Here is a 17,323-nt window from a genome sequence, read left to right on the forward strand (position 1 = left end):
ATTCAATTAAAACCATAAAAAACAACGGTTTAATTCATTGGTTAAGATGTTGTGGATAAATAGATAATAATATTAATGTTCGATTATCGGCTACTCATGGTTGACGATTGCCATCGGCTGTTTCCATTCTCTGCCTGCGAAGCCGACTGCCCTGTGGTCGTCAGGCATTCAGAACAACAATAAAAATGGACAATCGAACATGCCCAAATACCCCGTCAACGTCGAAACCGCGGCGTCAGTTTCCTGTGTGTCCAGGGTCAATCCAGGATTGCTCATGGTGCTACTCGGCATCAGCGTTCTACCCTCAGCGCTGCGCGCAGAGGGGTTTATCGAGGACAGCCACGGTAACTTGACTCTGCGCAATTACTACCTGGACCGGGACTACAAGGATGACGGAGCCAAGACCGCCGCACGGGAATGGGCACAGGGTTTCATCCTGGGCATGGAGTCGGGTTTTACCCAAGGGGTTGTGGGTTTCGGCCTGGATGTTCGCGGGCTGCTGGGGGTCAAACTCGACTCTGCGCCTGATCGCAGCGGCACCGAGCTGTTGCCGGTGTCGGCCAGCGACAAGCGCGCGGCGGATGAATATTCACGGCTCGCCCCGACAGCCAAACTAAGATTTGCCCAAACCACAGTGAAGAGCGGCGATGTTTCGATTTTCCTGCCGTTTGCCTTTGCCAGCCCATCGCGATTGTTGCCACAGACCTTTCGCGGCACGACCCTCAGTTCCAAAGACATCGATGGCCTGACCCTCAACACCGGCTACATCGATCGCATCAACAAGCGCGATTCCACCGACTATCAGGCCATGAGCATCGCCACGCCAAACCGACGATTCAACGGCGCCGCCACCACTTCGCATCTGGCGTACGTGGGGGGCGATTATCAGGTCAACAAAGAACTCAGTCTGCGCGCCTATCATGCCGAGGTGGCCGAGCTGTACCAACAGGACACCCTCGCGCTGCTGCACAACTTGCCGCTCGGGGACGGTGTGCTCACCAGTGATTTACGCAGTTTTTTCAGCCGTGAGGATGGCAGCGCCAAGGCGGGCGAGGTGGACAATATCAACCTCTCGGCATTGTTCGGCTATCGCTTGGGCGGGCATCGGGTGAGCCTCGGCTATATGCATTCCAGTGGCGACTCGGCAACGCCCTACATCTCCGGCACCGAGTTGATGGGCATGAGCGAGCAGACCATGGGTTCGGATTTTCTCAACGCCAAAGAGCGCACCTGGCAAGCGATCTACGACTACGACTTCGTCGCATCCGGAGTGCCCGGTTTGAAGGGGAGGTTACGTTACCTGCGCGGTGACAATATCGAGTTGGCCGCCTTCAACGCCGAGGACCGCAAAGAGCGCGAGTTCCAGATGGAGCTGGGGTATGTGATCCAGAGCGGCCCGCTGAAAAACGTCGGGCTGCTGGCCCGCAAGGCGATCTACCGCAATGACTTCCCGAGCGGTACGGCCTTTCGTGATGAAAACCAGACCCGCTTCCAGGTGCTCTACACCTTGCCGATCTGGTAGCCAGAGCAGGCTCGATGTGGCTTGCCGGCCACCCTTCAGGGGTGTGCCGGCATCACGCGTTCAGTCCTGATAAACCTTCCTCAACAGGCGCAACAGCTCTTCGCGTTCCCCGCCGGTCAGCGCTGAAGTGGAATCGAAATCGCTCTGGGCGGCGATCTGCTTGAGTTCCTTGAGCAGGGTTTCGCCGGTCTTGCTCAAAAAGATCCCGTAGGAGCGTTTGTCCGGCTTGCAGCGCACCCGTACCGCCAGCGCACGGCTTTCCAGTTTGTTGAGCAGCGGCACCACCTGGGGCGGCTCGATGGCCAGTGCGCGGGCCAGGTCGGCCTGCATCAGCCCTGGGTTCTGGTCGATGATCGCCAGGGCCGAGAACTGTGCCGGACGCAGGTCGTGGGCGGATAGGCGGCCGATCAGGTTCTGGAACAGTTTGAGTTGAGCCCGGCGCATGGCGTACCCGATCAAATCGTCCAGCGCTGAGTCCAGCGGTGCCTGCATCTGGGCATTGGCGGACGGGGTCTCGCTCGGGTCGGCGGAAGGAGAAGACTTGGCCATTGCAGGTGAATCCTGAAGAAGTAGAGGTTAACAAGGCTATCTAGTTTGCCGGGGTTGGACGCTGATAGCTATGGTCGTGGTGATTGATGATGAGCGTTGGGGCTTTTGGTTGGCGATGAAAAATTGGTTTATTTGATTAATAGTTAATTGACATAACTAATTTGCTCCTTTAATTTCCAGTCATCTTCAAGCCAAGAACAAGAGAGCATCGCCATGAGCAATTACGAAGGTCGCTGGACAACCGTCAAAGTCGAAATCGAAGAAGGCATCGCGTGGGTCATCCTCAATCGCCCGGAAAAACGCAACGCCATGAGCCCGACGCTCAACCGCGAAATGATCGATGTGCTGGAAACCCTGGAGCAGGATCCGGCGGCCGGCGTACTGGTACTCACCGGTGCAGGTGATGCCTGGACCGCAGGCATGGACCTCAAGGAATACTTCCGCGAAGTGGATGCGGGCCCGGAAATCCTTCAGGAAAAAATCCGCCGTGAAGCCTCGCAATGGCAATGGAAACTGCTGCGCATGTACGCCAAGCCGACCATCGCCATGGTCAACGGCTGGTGCTTCGGTGGCGGTTTCAGCCCGCTGGTGGCTTGTGACCTGGCGATCTGCGCCGACGAAGCGACCTTCGGCCTCTCGGAAATCAACTGGGGCATTCCACCGGGCAACCTGGTGAGCAAGGCCATGGCCGACACCGTGGGCCATCGTCAGTCGCTGTACTACATCATGACCGGCAAGACCTTCGGTGGGCAGAAAGCCGCCGAGATGGGCCTGGTCAACGAAAGCGTGCCGCTGGCGCAACTGCGTGAAGTCACTATCGAGCTGGCGCGCAACCTGCTGGAGAAAAACCCGGTGGTGTTGCGTGCGGCCAAGCATGGCTTCAAACGTTGCCGCGAGCTGACCTGGGAGCAGAACGAGGATTACCTGTACGCCAAGCTTGACCAGTCGCGTCTGCTCGATACCGAAGGTGGCCGCGAGCAGGGCATGAAGCAGTTCCTCGACGACAAGAGCATCAAGCCAGGTCTTCAGGCTTACAAGCGCTGAGACGGATCGCCGGGTGCATTTGCACCCCGGCGCTCTGCATCGATCGAATGCATTCCCGATAACGACAATAAAGAGGAATCACCATGCTGGACGTGCCCCTGCTGATTGGCGGCCAGTCGCTGCCTGCCCGCGACGGTCGAACCTTTGAACGCCGCAACCCGGTGACCGGCGAGGTGGTGTCGCGGGTGGCCGCAGCCACCCTGGAAGATGCCGATGCCGCAGTGGCTGCCGCTCAGGCGGCATTTCCCGTCTGGGCCGCCCTGGCGCCCAATGAACGTCGCACTCGTTTGCTCAAGGCCGCCGAGCAGTTGCAGGCGCGCAGCGACGAGTTCATCGCGGCGGCCGGCGAAACCGGGGCCATGGCCAACTGGTATGGATTCAACGTGCGGCTGGCAGCGAACATGCTGCGTGAAGCGGCGTCGATGACCACCCAGATCAATGGCGAAGTCATTCCCTCGGATGTGCCGGGCAGTTTCGCCATGGCCCTGCGCCAACCCTGTGGTGTGGTGCTGGGCATCGCCCCGTGGAACGCCCCGGTGATTCTCGCCACCCGCGCCATCGCCATGCCGCTGGCGTGTGGCAATACCGTGGTGCTCAAGGCTTCGGAGCTGAGCCCTGCGGTGCACCGTCTGATCGGCCAGGTCTTGCAGGATGCCGGATTGGGCGATGGCGTGGTCAATGTCATCAGCAATGCCCCGGCGGATGCCGCGGCGATTGTCGAGCGACTGATTGCCAACCCGGCGGTGCGGCGGGTCAACTTCACCGGTTCGACCCATGTCGGGCGCATTGTCGGCGAGCTCTCGGCGCGCCACCTCAAACCGGCCTTGCTGGAGTTGGGCGGCAAGGCGCCGTTGCTGGTGCTTGATGATGCCGACCTCGATGCGGCGGTCGAGGCGGCAGCCTTCGGCGCATATTTCAATCAGGGGCAGATCTGCATGTCCACCGAACGCCTGATTGTCGATGCCAAGGTTGCCGATGCCTTTGTTGCCAAGCTGGCGGCCAAGGTCGAGACCCTGCGCGCCGGTGATCCTGCGGCGGCGGACTCGGTGCTCGGCTCGCTGGTGGATGCCAGTGCCGGCACACGCATCAAGGGGCTGATCGACGACGCCCTGGCCAAGGGGGCGCGGTTGGTGATTGGCGGGCAACTGCAAGGCAGTATTTTGCAGCCGACCCTGCTCGACGGCGTCGACGAAACCATGCGTTTGTACCGCGAAGAATCCTTCGGCCCGGTGGCAGTGATGTTGCGCGGGGAGGGCGATGAAGCGCTGCTGCGCCTGGCCAACGACTCGGAATTCGGGTTGTCGGCGGCGATCTTCAGCCGCGACACCGGGCGCGCCCTGGCGCTGGCCCAACGGATCGAGTCGGGCATCTGCCATATCAACGGCCCGACTGTGCACGACGAAGCGCAAATGCCTTTCGGCGGAGTCAAGTCCAGCGGCTACGGCAGTTTTGGCGGCAAGGCCTCCATCGAGCATTTTACCCAGTTACGCTGGGTCACACTGCAGCATGGGCCGCGGCACTACCCTATCTGAACTGCACAAATAACAATAAAAAAGGCTGCAGCCACCACCATGCCCATTCGTACTTGCGGGGTGGTAGCGTGCCTTGATGGAGAACAAACACGTGAGTTCCGAATTCAGATCGCAACCCCACACCGATACCAGTGCGCCGCGCTACCGTCACGTGTCCATCGGTCGCGCGGCGGTCGAGGTGACAGAGCAGCAGGGCGCATTGCACATGCGTTCACTGGCGCCATTGGCCGAGTTTGCGCCACGACTGCTCGACCGCCTGGTGCATTGGGCCAGCGTGCGTCCCGAGCAAACCTTCATCGCTGCCCGCCAGGCTGACGGTGAATGGCGTCGGGTCAGTTACGCCCAGATGCTCGACAGTGTCCGGGCGATTGCCCAGAGCCTGTTGAGTTACGGCCTGTGCGCAGAGAAACCGCTGGTGCTGCTTTCCGGCAACGACATCGAGCATTTGCAGCTGGCGTTCGGCGCCCTGTACGCGGGCATTCCCTACTGCCCGGTGTCGCCGGCCTATTCGCTGCTGTCCCAGGATTTCGCCAAGCTGCGGCACGTCTGCGACCTGCTGCAGCCGGGCCTGGTGTTTGTCAGTGATGCCGCCGCCTACCAACGCGCCATCGAGGCCGTGCTACCCGCTCAAACGCCATTGATTACTGTCCAGGGTGAAGTCGCGGGGCGTCGCCAGGTCAGCTTTGCCAGCTTGCTTGAACAACCGGGCGGGGCCGAGGCCGAAGCAGCGTTTGCCAGTACGGGGCCGGACAGCATCGCCAAGTTCCTGTTCACCTCCGGCTCGACCAAATTGCCAAAGGCAGTGATCACCACCCAACGCATGCTGTGCGCCAACCAACAGATGCTGTTGCAGACGTTTCCGGTGTTCGGCGAAGAACCCCCGGTGCTGGTGGATTGGTTGCCGTGGAACCACACTTTCGGCGGCAGCCACAACGTCGGCATCGTGTTGTACAACGGCGGCAGCTTTTACCTGGATGACGGCAAGCCCACGGCGCAGGGTTTCGCGCAGACCCTGCGTAACCTCAAGGACGTGTCGCCAACCGCTTACCTGACCGTACCGAAAGGCTGGGAAGAGCTGGCCTCGGCACTGGAGCAGGACGCGGAACTGCGGGAGATCTTTTTCAAGCGCATCAGCCTGTTCTTCTTCGCTGCTGCCGGTCTGTCGCAAAGTGTCTGGGACCGTCTGGACCGCGTCAGCGAACAGCACTGTGGTGAGCGTATCCGCATGATGGCCGGGCTCGGGATGACCGAGGCTTCGCCTTCCTGCACCTTCACCACCGGACCGTTGTCCATGGCCGGTTATGTCGGCCTGCCGGCACCCGGTTGCGAGGTGCGCCTGGTGCCGGTGGACGGCAAACTGGAAGGGCGTTTCCGTGGACCGCACATCATGCCCGGCTACTGGCGATCAGCGCAGCAGACGCTCGATGCATTCGACGATCAGGGTTTCTATTGTTCCGGCGATGCGCTCAAGCTCGCGGACCCGTGTGATCCGCAATTGGGGCTGATGTTCGACGGTCGCATCGCCGAAGACTTCAAGCTGTCGTCCGGGGTGTTTGTCAGCGTCGGGCCTTTGCGCAATCGTGCGGTGCTCGAAGGTTCGCCCTATGTCCAGGACCTGGTGGTGACCGCGCCGGACCGTGAATGCCTGGGCGCATTGGTGTTTGCGCGGATGTTCGAATGTCGACGGTTGTCTGGGCTCGCGGGCAGTGCCAGCGACAGCGAAGTGTTGGCCAGTGCGCCGGTGCGCGCGTGGTTCGCCGACTGGTTGCAACGGCTCAACCGCGAGGCCACGGGCAATGCCAGTCGACTTGAATGGATCGCCTTGCTCGACGAGCCGGCTTCCATCGACCGGGGAGAGATCACCGACAAGGGCTCGATCAATCAGCGTGCGGTCTTGCAGTGGCGTGCAGAAAAGGTCGAAGCGCTGTATCGCGGACTCGACCCGAGCATTTTGCGCGCCGGAGCGAAGTCATGAGCGCGGGTGGGCAGTATTCGGCCTTTGCCGATGCGGCGATCATCGATGCGCTGCGAACGCCGTGGGTGGATCTCGGTGGGGCGCTGGCCGAGGTTTCGCCGATTGATCTGGGCATCAAGGCGGGGCGTGAAGTGCTGGCTCGTGCGCAAGTCGATCCTCTGGCGGTAGACAGCGTGCTGGCGGGTTCCATGGCTCAGGCCAGTTTCGATGCCTACATGCTGCCAAGGCATATCGGCCTCTACAGCGGCGTGGCGCAATCGGTTCCGGCGCTGGGGGTGCAGCGTATTTGCGCCACCGGCTTCGAACTGTTGCGTCAGGCAGCCGGGCAATTGGATGACGGCGTGCAACTGGCGCTGTGCGTGGCCGCCGAATCGATGTCGCGCAACCCGATTGCCGCTTATACCCATCGCGGTGGCTTTCGCCTGGGCGCCGGGGTGCAGTTCAAGGACTTTCTGTGGGAGGCGCTGTACGACCCGGCTCCTGGTGTCGACATGATCACCACCGCCGACAATCTGGCGCGACATTATGGCTTGGCTCGCGAAGCCGTGGATGCCTACGCTTGCGCCAGCCATCAGCGTGCATTGGCGGCGCAGCAAGCGGGCTGGCTGGCGCCCGAGATCGTTGGTGTAGTCACTCAGACCTTTGAGCTGCCAGGCTATCAGCCTCGCGGTATTCGCCTGCCACGCGGCATCGACGCGGTGAGCGAAGACAGCCATCCACGCCCCGGAGACCTGGCGGCACTGGCCCGATTGCGCGCCGTGCACGAAGGTGGGGTACAAACCGCCGGCAACAGTTGTGCAGTGGTCGATGGCGCGGCAGCGGCATTGGTCTCACGTGCTTCGGCTTGCCGGGATACGCCGTTGGCCTTACTGCGAGCCAGTGCGGTGGTCGGTGTGGCGCCGGAGTTCATGGGTATCGGTCCGGCACCGGCAATCCAGCTGCTGTTGCAACGCAGCGGCCTGAGTCTGGATCAGATTGACCGCTTCGAAATCAATGAAGCCCAGGCTGCTCAGGTTCTGGCCGTGGCACAGGCGCTGGAACTGGACGGCTCCCGTCTGAATGTCCACGGCGGCTCAATCGCGCTCGGCCACCCGTTGGCCGCCAGTGGCTTGCGTCTGGTGTTGACCCTGGCCCGGCAATTGCGCGAACACAACCTGCGTTATGGGGTCGCCGCTGCCTGTGTCGGCGGTGGGCAGGGCATGGCATTGCTGATCGAGAACCCGGTCTGGCGCGCTTGATCGCCAGTAATCCATGCGTTCGGGTGTCACCGCGTCGAGGGTAGGAGCGCCTGCAATGGGCAGCTCTTTTGGCCGGTGGCATCCATCCGGACAGCGAAATTGGCCATTACGATCCCCTTTTGGCCAACCTCACGCTGTGCTCCGGCCACACCGTCGGCAAGAATCAGGCACAGGTTGCCGATAGCGCAACGACCACCCAAACCACAACTAGAATTTCCAGATCCTTGCCCTTGGCCATTTTCAAGGCCGCTGCCGTGTACAGAACATAAAAACCATCGTACTCACGCCACACTTGGGGAAAAATCCATGGTCACAATGAAACGCATGCTGGGCGCCACTGTTTGTGGACTGTCGCTGCTGGCCAGCGCGGTGCACGCCGAAGAGCGCGAATTGCGGGTGTACAACTGGGCGGATTACATCCTGCCGTCCGTGCCCAAGGATTTCGCCAAGGAAACCGGAATCAAGGTGACCTGGGACACCTTCGATACCAACGAATCCCTCGAAGCCAAGCTGTTGACCGGCAACTCCGGGTACGACCTGGTCGTACCGTCGAACCAGTTCATCGAGACCCAGATCAAAGCCGGCGTGTTCCAGAAACTCGACAAGTCGAAGCTGCCGAACTGGTCGCATCAGGACCCGGCCTTGCTCAAGCTGCTGGACAAGAACGATCCCGGCAACCAGTACGGCATGCCTTACATGTACGGCACTGTGTTGATCGGCTTCAACCCGGCCAAGGTCAAGGCCGCGTTAGGGGAAAACGCGCCGGTAGACAGCTGGGACCTGGTGTTCAAGCCCGAGAACATGGAGAAGCTCAAGGCGTGTGGCGTAGCGATGCTCGATTCGCCTTCCGAAATCCTGCCGATTGCCCTGCATTACCTGGGACTGGACCCGAACAGCCAGAATCCGGATGACTACGAAAAAGCCAAGGCGCTGCTGTTGAAAGTTCGCCCTTACGTCACCTACTTCAACTCGGCCAAATACATGACCGACATCGCCAACGGCGATATCTGCGTCGCCATCGGCTATTCCGGCAGTTTTTATCAATTCGGCAATCGCGCCAAAGAGGCGGGCAACGGCGTCGTCGTCGACTGGCGTCTGCCGAAAGAAGGTGCGCCGATCTGGTTCGATACGTTCGCCATTCCAAAAAGCGCGAAGAACGTCGACGAAGCCCACGCGTTTCTCAACCACTTGATGGAGCCGAAAGTCATCGCACCGATCAGCGACTTCCTCGGCTACCCGAATGCCAACACCGATTCGCTACCGCTGATCAACAAGGACATCACCGGTAACCCGAACCTGACGCCGACTAGCGAAGCGTTGAAGACGCTCTACGTGGTGCAGCCGCTACCGCAAAAGCTCGAACGTGTCCGTACGCGTGTCTGGACCAGCATCAAGTCCGATCAGTAATCCTGATCCCTGTATGAGCAGCTGGTCGACGCTTGATTGCTCGCGATAGCAATGGATCAGTCAACACACCTCTTGACTGATCCATCACCATTACGAGCAGTACGAATCAGTTCCCCGGATAAAACCTCGAATCAAGCTCCCGCAGCCGCCGTGACCACCGGCCGTCCCGGTTTGCGCAGAGGATCCAGGCGCGAGCCGGTGTAGCGGGTTTCGCGGAAAAAGCGCCAGCGGCCGAACAGGCCATAAACGTGGGTGACGCGGCCCTGTTCCTGATAGCCCATGCGAATGTGCAGTTTCAGGGCCGGAACGTTGTGGGTTTCGCAGACGTCCACGACCTTGTTGCAACCTTGCGCCGCCATGGTTTGCCAGAGCGCAACCTGTACATCCACGGACAACCGGGTGCCGAAAAACGCGCGGATCATTTCCCCGCCGAACTCAAAGAACTCACCTTGCTTCACTGGAAACAGGCATCCGTAGTAGTGGCGGTCGTGGTAGTCGCGGGTGCTGCCCCAGATGAAGCCGATGGCATCGCCTTGCTCGTCCACATACATGTGCCCGGTATGACCTTCGGCAGCGAGTTCGGCCATGGTTTCGACGCGGTCGCCAAAGTGCCTGGCAAACGCCGTGGCGTTCTGCGGGGTAATCGTTACCTGTTTGACGGGGGGGTAGGGGCGCAGCTTGTGTGGCGGCACCGGGCTGACCAGATCGCGCTCCATCCAGAGCAACTCCCAATGGAAAAACACATAGCGTTTCCACAGTGTGCTGAACGTGCGGCTCAAGCCTTTTTGTTTGATTCGTTCGCGGAGTTTTTCGATCAGGCTCATGGAGCCCTCCTTGGCCAGGGATTGGCCTTGCTGTGTGAAAGTAATGTTCGGTATAGATCACGGTGGCAATTTCTTGGCAGCGCGGTGATCAGCAAGTTGTATCAAGTTGTGTATCAGTTTTGACACAATTTTCAGGCGCCAAAAAGGTGCCCGTCCCAGGCCATTTCCGGGTATTAACAGCCCTGCAAAAACGGGGTTTGGAAGGTTATTCCAGAACGGCCTGAGCACGGTTTTGCGCGGCATTGCCGGCGACGCTATAGGCCACCCGCGGGACGCCGCGCAATCGCTGCTCCAGTAACGCACTCAAGGATTCGCCCGGCTCCAGATAGGCGTCGCCGAAGTCGGCGCCAAGCTGATTGGGGTGCGCGACGATCTCCAGCAAGCCATCGGTCGGTGGCTCTTCATTACGCAGGTCCACGGGGGTGCATACGTAGTCGGCGGTGGCGCCCGCGAGATGGCTCAGGCGACGGTTGAGCAAGTCCTTGAACACGCGCTTGGGCAGGCTGAGGTTTTGCCCCAGATTGCGCGCCAGTCTTACCGGTACGCCTTGGCGAGCGGCAAAACGCGCGACGATCTCGCCGACAGGCCAGATGTTGTGCACATGCTGATGGGAATCCAGGTGGCTGGGCCGCATGCCGTTATCGACACAGCGTTGCCATTGGGCCTGGAGTTCTTCGAGCACGGCGTGGCGATCCTGGCGGCTGAGCCAGAGGCGCGTGCGCGCCAGATTGAGGTCGAACACACCGGAACTGTCGCAAAAGTTCGGGCGCTGCAGAATGCTTTGGCTCAAAGGGCGGCCGTAGGTCAGGTTGAAATGCAGGCCGATGCGTCCTTCAAGCAATGGATGCCGGGCCAGGACGCAAGCCGCTTCGAACGCAGGCATGTTGGCCATGGCGGTGGCGGAACTGATGATGCCGGCCTGGAAGGCTCCCAGGATCACCGCGTTTTCGCAGGCACTGAGGCCGAAGTCGTCAGCGTTGACTATGACTTGCCGAGGCATGTTCACCCTCCATGAGTTTTTCGGTAGGTGCAGACGTTTTTTTTGCAGGTGCTGTAACGGCGGGCGGAGTGACCGTCGCAACGGTGGCGGTGGCGGTGGCGGTGGCGGCTGCCGCTGTCGCTGTCGCCGCGCGGCGCGCACGCCATTGCTGCAATGACGGCTTGAGCCACTGCCAGACCCGCAACGCCAGCCCTAGTGCCAAGCCGCTGGGGCGCCACGAGTAGAAACTCCAGCGCCAGTGTTCGAGTTGCCCGGTCATGCGCTCATGCAACTGATGGCTGGAGTTTTCCAGGCTCACCCGTGACGCATCGATCCAGCGCCAGTTGTCTTCCAGGCCCCAGCGTATCCATTCTTCGAGCAAGACCCGGCCGCTGCCCAGATCGGCATATTGCGGCAGGAACGCCAGGTTGTAATCGTACAGCCGACCCTGTTCCAGCAAGCCCAGGCGATAACTGATGCAACGCCCCTCCAGTTCCAGCACCACCACGCGCACCAGACCCCGGGCGGCGAGGGCGGTGAAGGCGCGGTCCATCCACTGGCGGTGGCGTTCATCGGAGAAAATCCCGACCCCTTCATCGCCTTTCCAGCTCACCGCTTCGACTTCGCTGATGGCTTTGAGCAACGGTCCCATCGTTGTTGCATCGGGAGTGATCCGCCGCACCAAGGCCCCGCACGCGGCGATGCGTTTACGCGCCCGGCGCAGTTTGTAGCGCGGATCTCCCGAGACTTCCTGATGGTCGGCGTCGCTGATCAGATGCACCGGCACCCGGCAACTGAGGCGCTGCTCAGCTGTCGAGCTACGAGACATCCACGCCTTGAGGGTCCGTTCCTCACTCGTGGGGCCCGCCAGTTCATTGAGTTGCAGCAACGCGTGGGGCAGATGTTGACGGATCTCTGCCAGTGCCTTGCCGATGTCATCGCTGTCCAGCCTCGTAAGCAGCGCGAGGCGATCGGCCAGCGGATGCCCCAAATGGTGCAGGACCCGAAACGGCAATCGGGCGAAGCGCTCCACGGACGCCACCAGCGGCAGGCACAGCGCCAATGCTTCGTCCTGCCAACCCAGTAGCACGTGCAGTTGCTCGCCACTTTTGAGTGCCTGCTCCGACGCGCACAGCCAGGCCAGCGTGTTGAACGGCGTGTGGTCCGTCACGCGCAAGCGCAACGCTTCGTAAGCCGTTGCCGGGAAGTCAGGAGCGCACACCGAGGTGCGCCATTCGAATCGTGCGCTCATGTAATCAAGTCACCGAAGCTGGGACAGGGGCACGTTCCGGTTTGCGCAAGGCATCCAGGCGTGAGCCGCTGTAGCGGGTTTCGCGGTAGAAGCGCCAGCCGAAAAGGCTATAGACGTTCATGATCCGCCCTTGCTCCTGATACCCCATGCGAATGTGCAGCTTGAGGGCAGGAATGTTGTGGGACTCGCAGACATCCACCACTTTGTTGCAGCCCTGGTCCGCCATGGCTTTCCACAGGTTCAGCTGGAAGTCGACCGACAGTGTTGTACCCCAATAGGCGCGGATCTGTTCTCCGCCGAACTCGAAGAACTCACCTGCTTTGACCGGGAACGTGCACCCGTAGTAGTGGCGGTCGTAGTAGTCGCGTTTGCTGCCCCAGATGAAGGCCACGGTATCGCCGTTCTCATCCAGGTACATGTGCCCGGTGTGCCCTTCGGACGCGAGTTCCGCCATGGTGCCCACTCGGTCGCCGAAGTGCCGGGTGAAGGCCACGGCGTTTTGCGCGGTGATGGTTTCCAGTCGCAGCGGTTTATAGGGGCGCAGCTTGTGCGGTGGCACCGGGCTCACCAGATCGCGCTCCATCCACAGCAATTGCTCGTGATAGAAAACATAGTGCTTGCACAGCTTGCTGACGGTGGCTCGCAGGCCTTTTTGCTTGATGTGATCGCTGAGTTTACGCAGGACATTCATGGTTCAACTCCTGACGGGTTTTCCCGTGAGTGGAGTGGCTCAACGCGCAACGATTCGACTGCGCGGTAAAAAATCAATGAGGTTCACGAAACGCTCCAGCTTAGGGCGAACAGGGTTTCTCCTGGCAGCTCGAAGTTGACGCGGCCGTCCAGGCATTTGAAAGGTGCGTCACGGCTGCGGTTGTCGGCACCGAAATAGCGCAATGATCCGTTGGTCAACGAGCAGTCGGCCCCGGCCAGACTCACATGCTGCAAGCGTGTGCCTTTGTTCACGCCCAACAGGCTGCGCTGGTGGTCGCTGGCCATGGCAAGCACATCAACTTCGAAGGCGTCGTTTTCCAGGCGCAATACATCGTGCAGCCAATGCTTGCGAATAAATTGCTGCGCCAGTCCTACGGGCTTGAGCTCGAATTTATTCTCGCCAAGCACACGCAGCATGCCTTTGGGGTACTCGGGTTCGTCGGCGGCCTGGAACCAGCCGAGCATGTCGAGCAAACCGTCCTGGGCCGAGTTGATGACGACCGAAGTCCACCATAACGAAGCGAAATGGGTTTCCTGATCGTAGGGGCTGAGGCTGGCGCCGCTGGACATGTTGGTCTGGTCCAGCAACAAGGCCTTGCGCGGCCGGCCCTGTGCGTCGAGGCCCACCAGGTCGGCAGCGCGGCGTACGCTATCGCGATAGACACGGGTGGCCAGCAGGTCGCGGACCATCCATTCGTGCCAGGCCAGGGCATCGATCTGATCGCCGGATTCGGCCAGCAGGCGTCGTGCCCAGTCGATGCCGCGCTTGTCGGAGGCGTTGTCCACGAAGGGGCCGTTGACGAACCGTGAACTGGCCGGCATGGCAATGCGTACGCCGGCCTCGGCATTGGCGCGATTGCTGCGCACTTGCCGGGCCATGCTGTCGAAGATGCGTTTGTAGCTGGCGTAGTCTGCGTAATTGAGGTTCGGCTCGTCGGCAAAACCGATGTAGTGCGTGCCCTTGCCCCCCAGCGCGCGGGTGGCGGCAAGCCAGGCGTCCAGGCCTGCGTTGCTGGTGGTGTCGGCACGCAGATCGGCCTGGCGCTGTCTGCCGGCCAACAGGGTGATGTCCTGCCTGATACCGAAGCGATCTTGATACAGCCGACGGAACGCGTCTTCGTAGTGCGGCCGCGTCGCCATGATATCGACCAGGCTGTAATAGGTCCCGGCCTGTGGCTGGAGCGCATCGAGGACAGCGAAGCTGGAGTCTGGCGGCAACACGTAAGGCAGGGCGATGGCCAGTTTTGGGGTTTGGCCAAGCACCTCTTCGTGCAGCGTCAGCCGAGTGTCACCTTCTTCTTCGCGCAATGGCTGGAGCTGTTGCGGGTTCTGCGCGAACAAATTGGCCGTACCGTCGAGCCAGAACGCGACTTTACCGCTGCCACGCAGACGCAGGCGCCAGACCTGGTCGGAAGATGCACCAGGTAACTCGACCTTGTCGAACTGCCAGTAGGCTGGATAGGGCTTGAGGGGCATGGACAGTTGTTTGCCGTCACTCACTCGCTGTACTTGCAAGGAGCCGACACCGCCGTGGAACTTGCCGGCCAGTACCGCGTGCTCGCCGGCCGCGACCTTGAAATACAACTCGTCACCGTCACGGGGTTCGGCGCTGAAGTGCACCTTGGCCGGTGCGAACCGGGCGACGGTGTGCTCGTCGTGTTCAACCGTATAACGCCGGAAGCTGTAGCCTGGAATTTCCAGTCGGTAGCTGGCAGCGCCCGGTGTCAGGGGCCAGCGTTGACTGCCCCGAGGTTCGCTGGGTGCAATCAGCCGTTCGCCCTGAAGTTTGCCCCGGCCGTCCACCAGGTAGAGGTGTTCTTCATTGGCCTCGGCCTGCCAGGCCGGTGCCCACAGCACCGTCAGCGTGTCAGGGCGATCGGTCTGCAGATAAAGGCTGCCGTCGCGGATATCCGCCCAGCGCATTGGCGCTGCCTCGGCACCCAGGCCGAGGCCCAGGCTCATCAACATCAACAGGCTTTTCATGCCGACTTCCGTTGCAGCATCAGCAGCATCGGCGCGATGTCGCTGGGCAGGATGATCAGTGTTTGCCAGATCGGCACCTGGCTCAGTCGGCAATACATCACCAGCAAGGCGAGGGTCACTGCCAGGTAGGCGATAGACGATGCGGCGGCCGCGCCGACAATGCCGTAGATCGGGATCAACACCACATTGAGCGCCAGGTTGAGCAGGGCGCTGAGCCCCATCAGCAACGAAATCGTACCCGGGCGATTTTTACCCAGCAGATCCAGGCGCAGGATGCTTGCGTAGCACAGCCCCAGCAGTCCTGGCAGCAGCGCCAGCAAGGCTGGATAGGCCGGTTGATACGCCTGGCCAAACAACGTCACGATCAACCATTCGCCGATCACCGCCATGGTCAGGCACGCCCCGAGCATCACGGTCGCGGTCAGGCGCAGGGCCAGGGGTGTCAATTTTTCGATGCCTTCCTCCTGTTGCAGCAGACGTTTCATCAGTGGTGTCGTCACCGCTTCAGGCACGATCAGCAGCAACTCGGCGGCGGCGCTGGCCATGGCGTAATGCCCCAGTGCAGTGGTGCCGAGCAGGGCGCCAATGAACAGGTAGTCGGAACGCAGAATCACTTGCTGGAACAGCAAATCCGGATGGCTGCGGGCACTGAAACGCAACAGCTCGTTCTGGCTGGCGCGGTCCCATTGCAGGGTCAGTGGTTGATCGCGCTTGAGCCACACCCAGCCCGCCAGCACCACCAGGCTCAGACCCGCCAGCCAGCTGATCAACGCGGCTTCCAGAGCGGCGGTTTTCCACATCCAGAACAGCGCCAGAAACAACAGCAAGGGTGTCAGCGATTCAATCAGGCGCAGGGCGTTGAAGGCGACCACGCCGCCCGAGGCGTTGTGCAAGGTCAGCAAACCACTCTTGAGCACGGTCAGCGGCACCGCCAACAACAATAGCCAGGCGAGCAGACCCAGTTGCGTGGTGATGTCCAGTTCGCTGCCGAACTCACGGGTCAGCGCCACCACCAACAAGGTCAGCAGCGACGCCAGCAGACAGCCGAAGACCAGCACCTGACTCAACAACAAACCCATCGGCCGTTGTTTGGCCGCCTGATAGCCGACGGCCGAATTCAGGCCGCCACTGGTGGCGGCGCTGATCAGGTCAGGCAGGGTACTGAGCAAGGCAAACAGACCGCGTTCGCTGGGGCCGAGAATCCGCGCCAGCAACACGTTGCGCAGCAAGCGCAGGGCGATCATCGCCAGCTTGGTGCCCATGCTCAGGGCCAGATGCTTGAGGTAGTGGCCGCGACTCATGGGCGACCCCCTCGGAAAATGCGCCACGAAAGCAGTTCGGGATTACGCGCCGTGCGCTGGCTGACGCCAAAACGTGGCAGGGCCATCGGGTCTTCGGTACCTCGATAAATGCCGGTGCCGGTGCCCAGGGCAAACGGGAAGTCGTGGTCCGCCACCTTTTGGCGCACCCGCTCATCGTTGTCGCCGTTGGGGTAGCAGTAGACCGGCAGCGGCCGATCACAACCCTGCAGCAATGCCTCGCGGCTGCGGCTCAGTTCTTCGTCCAGGCGTTGATCGTCGAGGCCGGTGAGAATCGCGTGGCTGGCACCATGAGGGCCGAAACGTACCAGGCCGGAGGCTTCCAATGCACGTACCTGGTGCCAGTCCAGCGCTTGCGGCAGCGAGTCTTGCGGACACTCGTCGGTCAGGCGATTGAGGTCGACCGGAGACAGGGTCTTCAGATGTTGCAGAAAGTGCAGGAGCGCCAGGCTGCGGCGTTGCACATCCGGGTCATCGCACAGCACAGGCAGCGGCCGACCGAGTCGTGCCAGACATTCGATCAGGTGCAGGCGGGCCTTTTCGCCATGGCTGTTCCACAAGGTCTCGCCGATGCTTTCCCACCAGAAACGCTGGCGGCTGCCAATGAAATCGGTGGAGAGAAAGATGCTCGCCGGCACCTGGTATTTTTGCAGCAGCGCGAATGCATCCATCGCGTTGTCACGCCAGCCGTCATCAAACGTCAGCGCTACTTTAGGGCGATCCGAACGCACGCTCCCCGGTTGCAGAATCTCCATCAGCGGCACGCAGTCGAAGTGTTTTTTCAGCCAGACCAACAGATGCTCGAAGGCCTTCGGGCCGACGCACAGTTCATTGCGATGGGGCAGTTCGGCGGCACGGTCATCGGCCAGCACCCGGTGCAGCATCAGGATCACCCCGGCGCCGTGCAGTTGATTGCGGCCCACCGGGGAGTTGAGGTACAGCCAGCCACTGGTGCGTTTTAATAATTGTTTGATCGCCATTGGCACGC

General features: G+C 61.1%; 14 protein-coding genes. 6 read left to right on the forward strand and 8 right to left on the reverse strand.

Going from position 1 to position 17,323, the window contains the following annotated elements:
* Positions 1-199 precede the first annotated feature (199 nt).
* Entirely contained in the window at positions 200-1,522 is a 1,323-nt protein-coding gene (locus AD668_RS10760; protein WP_082344451.1) for an OprD family porin, read from the forward strand.
* A gap of 60 nt (positions 1,523-1,582) precedes the next feature.
* Here AD668_RS10760 and AD668_RS10765 read toward each other — a convergent pair whose 3' ends face one another.
* Positions 1,583-2,071, reverse strand: a complete 489-nt coding sequence (locus tag AD668_RS10765) for a MarR family winged helix-turn-helix transcriptional regulator (protein WP_053158228.1) — start codon at positions 2,069-2,071, stop codon at positions 1,583-1,585.
* A 213-nt stretch (positions 2,072-2,284) separates the two neighbouring features.
* Here AD668_RS10765 and AD668_RS10770 point away from each other — a divergent pair, with 213 nt between their 5' ends.
* The 5 genes from AD668_RS10770 to AD668_RS10790 all read left to right on the forward strand — a co-directional run bounded on the left by AD668_RS10770 (position 2,285) and on the right by AD668_RS10790 (position 9,267).
* A complete protein-coding gene (locus AD668_RS10770) occupies positions 2,285-3,115 on the forward strand; it encodes a p-hydroxycinnamoyl CoA hydratase/lyase (RefSeq protein WP_053158231.1) in 831 nt (276 codons plus the stop codon).
* A gap of 83 nt (positions 3,116-3,198) precedes the next feature.
* On the forward strand, positions 3,199-4,647 hold the full coding sequence (locus AD668_RS10775; protein WP_053158233.1) for an aldehyde dehydrogenase: 1,449 nt from the start codon (positions 3,199-3,201) through the stop codon (positions 4,645-4,647).
* 91 nt (positions 4,648-4,738) lie between these two features.
* Positions 4,739-6,622, forward strand: a complete 1,884-nt coding sequence (locus tag AD668_RS10780) for a feruloyl-CoA synthase (protein WP_053158236.1) — start codon at positions 4,739-4,741, stop codon at positions 6,620-6,622.
* Complete coding sequence (locus AD668_RS10785; protein WP_053158239.1) at positions 6,619-7,860, forward strand: thiolase family protein; 1,242 nt, start codon at positions 6,619-6,621, stop codon at positions 7,858-7,860. The genes AD668_RS10780 and AD668_RS10785 overlap by 4 nt, the downstream gene beginning before the upstream one ends.
* 306 nt (positions 7,861-8,166) lie before the next feature.
* Positions 8,167-9,267 carry a polyamine ABC transporter substrate-binding protein gene (locus AD668_RS10790; protein ID WP_053158242.1) on the forward strand — a complete coding sequence of 367 codons (1,101 nt, stop codon included), beginning with the start codon at positions 8,167-8,169 and terminating at the stop codon, positions 9,265-9,267.
* Between the two features lie 131 nt (positions 9,268-9,398).
* On the opposite strand, the gene AD668_RS10795 is transcribed toward AD668_RS10790, so the two are convergent.
* The 7 genes from AD668_RS10795 to AD668_RS10825 form a co-directional block, all read right to left on the reverse strand.
* Positions 9,399-10,091, reverse strand: a complete 693-nt coding sequence (locus tag AD668_RS10795) for a GNAT family N-acetyltransferase (protein WP_053158245.1) — start codon at positions 10,089-10,091, stop codon at positions 9,399-9,401.
* A 205-nt stretch (positions 10,092-10,296) separates the two neighbouring features.
* Entirely contained in the window at positions 10,297-11,091 is a 795-nt protein-coding gene (locus tag AD668_RS10800) for a ChbG/HpnK family deacetylase (protein WP_053158248.1), read from the reverse strand.
* Positions 11,063-12,322: a GNAT family N-acetyltransferase gene (locus AD668_RS10805; protein WP_053158251.1), complete on the reverse strand. Its 1,260-nt coding sequence runs from the start codon at positions 12,320-12,322 to the stop codon at positions 11,063-11,065. The genes AD668_RS10800 and AD668_RS10805 overlap by 29 nt, the downstream gene beginning before the upstream one ends.
* Before the next feature lie 4 nt (positions 12,323-12,326).
* Positions 12,327-13,013 carry a hypothetical protein gene (locus tag AD668_RS10810; protein WP_053158254.1) on the reverse strand — a complete coding sequence of 229 codons (687 nt, stop codon included), beginning with the start codon at positions 13,011-13,013 and terminating at the stop codon, positions 12,327-12,329.
* 83 nt (positions 13,014-13,096) lie between these two features.
* Positions 13,097-15,016, reverse strand: coding sequence for a hypothetical protein (locus AD668_RS10815; protein WP_053158257.1), 1,920 nt, complete (start codon positions 15,014-15,016; stop codon positions 13,097-13,099).
* Positions 15,013-16,317 carry a lipopolysaccharide biosynthesis protein gene (locus AD668_RS10820; RefSeq protein ID WP_053158260.1) on the reverse strand — a complete coding sequence of 435 codons (1,305 nt, stop codon included), beginning with the start codon at positions 16,315-16,317 and terminating at the stop codon, positions 15,013-15,015. Before AD668_RS10820 ends, AD668_RS10815 begins: the two co-directional genes overlap by 4 nt.
* A complete protein-coding gene (locus tag AD668_RS10825; RefSeq protein WP_053158264.1) occupies positions 16,314-17,315 on the reverse strand; it encodes a polysaccharide deacetylase family protein in 1,002 nt (333 codons plus the stop codon). Before AD668_RS10825 ends, AD668_RS10820 begins: the two co-directional genes overlap by 4 nt.
* Between the last annotated feature and the right edge of the window lie 8 nt (positions 17,316-17,323).

Origin of the sequence: Pseudomonas sp. P1.8 (assembly GCF_001269805.1) — a bacterium.
In the GTDB taxonomy this organism is placed as follows: Bacteria; Pseudomonadota; Gammaproteobacteria; order Pseudomonadales; family Pseudomonadaceae; genus Aquipseudomonas.

Excerpts from the sequence above, each read along its gene's own strand:
- AD668_RS10760 (WP_082344451.1), top strand. The coding sequence starts at position 200 with ATGCCCAAATACCCCGTCAACGTCGAAACCGCGGCGTCAGTTTCCTGT.
- AD668_RS10765 (WP_053158228.1), bottom strand. The coding sequence starts at position 2,071 with ATGGCCAAGTCTTCTCCTTCCGCCGACCCGAGCGAGACCCCGTCCGCC.
- AD668_RS10770 (WP_053158231.1), top strand. The coding sequence starts at position 2,285 with ATGAGCAATTACGAAGGTCGCTGGACAACCGTCAAAGTCGAAATCGAA.
- AD668_RS10775 (WP_053158233.1), top strand. The coding sequence starts at position 3,199 with ATGCTGGACGTGCCCCTGCTGATTGGCGGCCAGTCGCTGCCTGCCCGC.
- AD668_RS10785 (WP_053158239.1), top strand. The coding sequence starts at position 6,619 with ATGAGCGCGGGTGGGCAGTATTCGGCCTTTGCCGATGCGGCGATCATC.
- AD668_RS10790 (WP_053158242.1), top strand. The coding sequence starts at position 8,167 with ATGGTCACAATGAAACGCATGCTGGGCGCCACTGTTTGTGGACTGTCG.
- AD668_RS10795 (WP_053158245.1), bottom strand. The coding sequence starts at position 10,091 with ATGAGCCTGATCGAAAAACTCCGCGAACGAATCAAACAAAAAGGCTTG.
- AD668_RS10800 (WP_053158248.1), bottom strand. The coding sequence starts at position 11,091 with ATGCCTCGGCAAGTCATAGTCAACGCTGACGACTTCGGCCTCAGTGCC.
- AD668_RS10805 (WP_053158251.1), bottom strand. The coding sequence starts at position 12,322 with ATGAGCGCACGATTCGAATGGCGCACCTCGGTGTGCGCTCCTGACTTC.
- AD668_RS10810 (WP_053158254.1), bottom strand. The coding sequence starts at position 13,013 with ATGAATGTCCTGCGTAAACTCAGCGATCACATCAAGCAAAAAGGCCTG.
- AD668_RS10815 (WP_053158257.1), bottom strand. The coding sequence starts at position 15,016 with ATGAAAAGCCTGTTGATGTTGATGAGCCTGGGCCTCGGCCTGGGTGCC.
- AD668_RS10820 (WP_053158260.1), bottom strand. The coding sequence starts at position 16,317 with ATGAGTCGCGGCCACTACCTCAAGCATCTGGCCCTGAGCATGGGCACC.
- AD668_RS10825 (WP_053158264.1), bottom strand. The coding sequence starts at position 17,315 with ATGGCGATCAAACAATTATTAAAACGCACCAGTGGCTGGCTGTACCTC.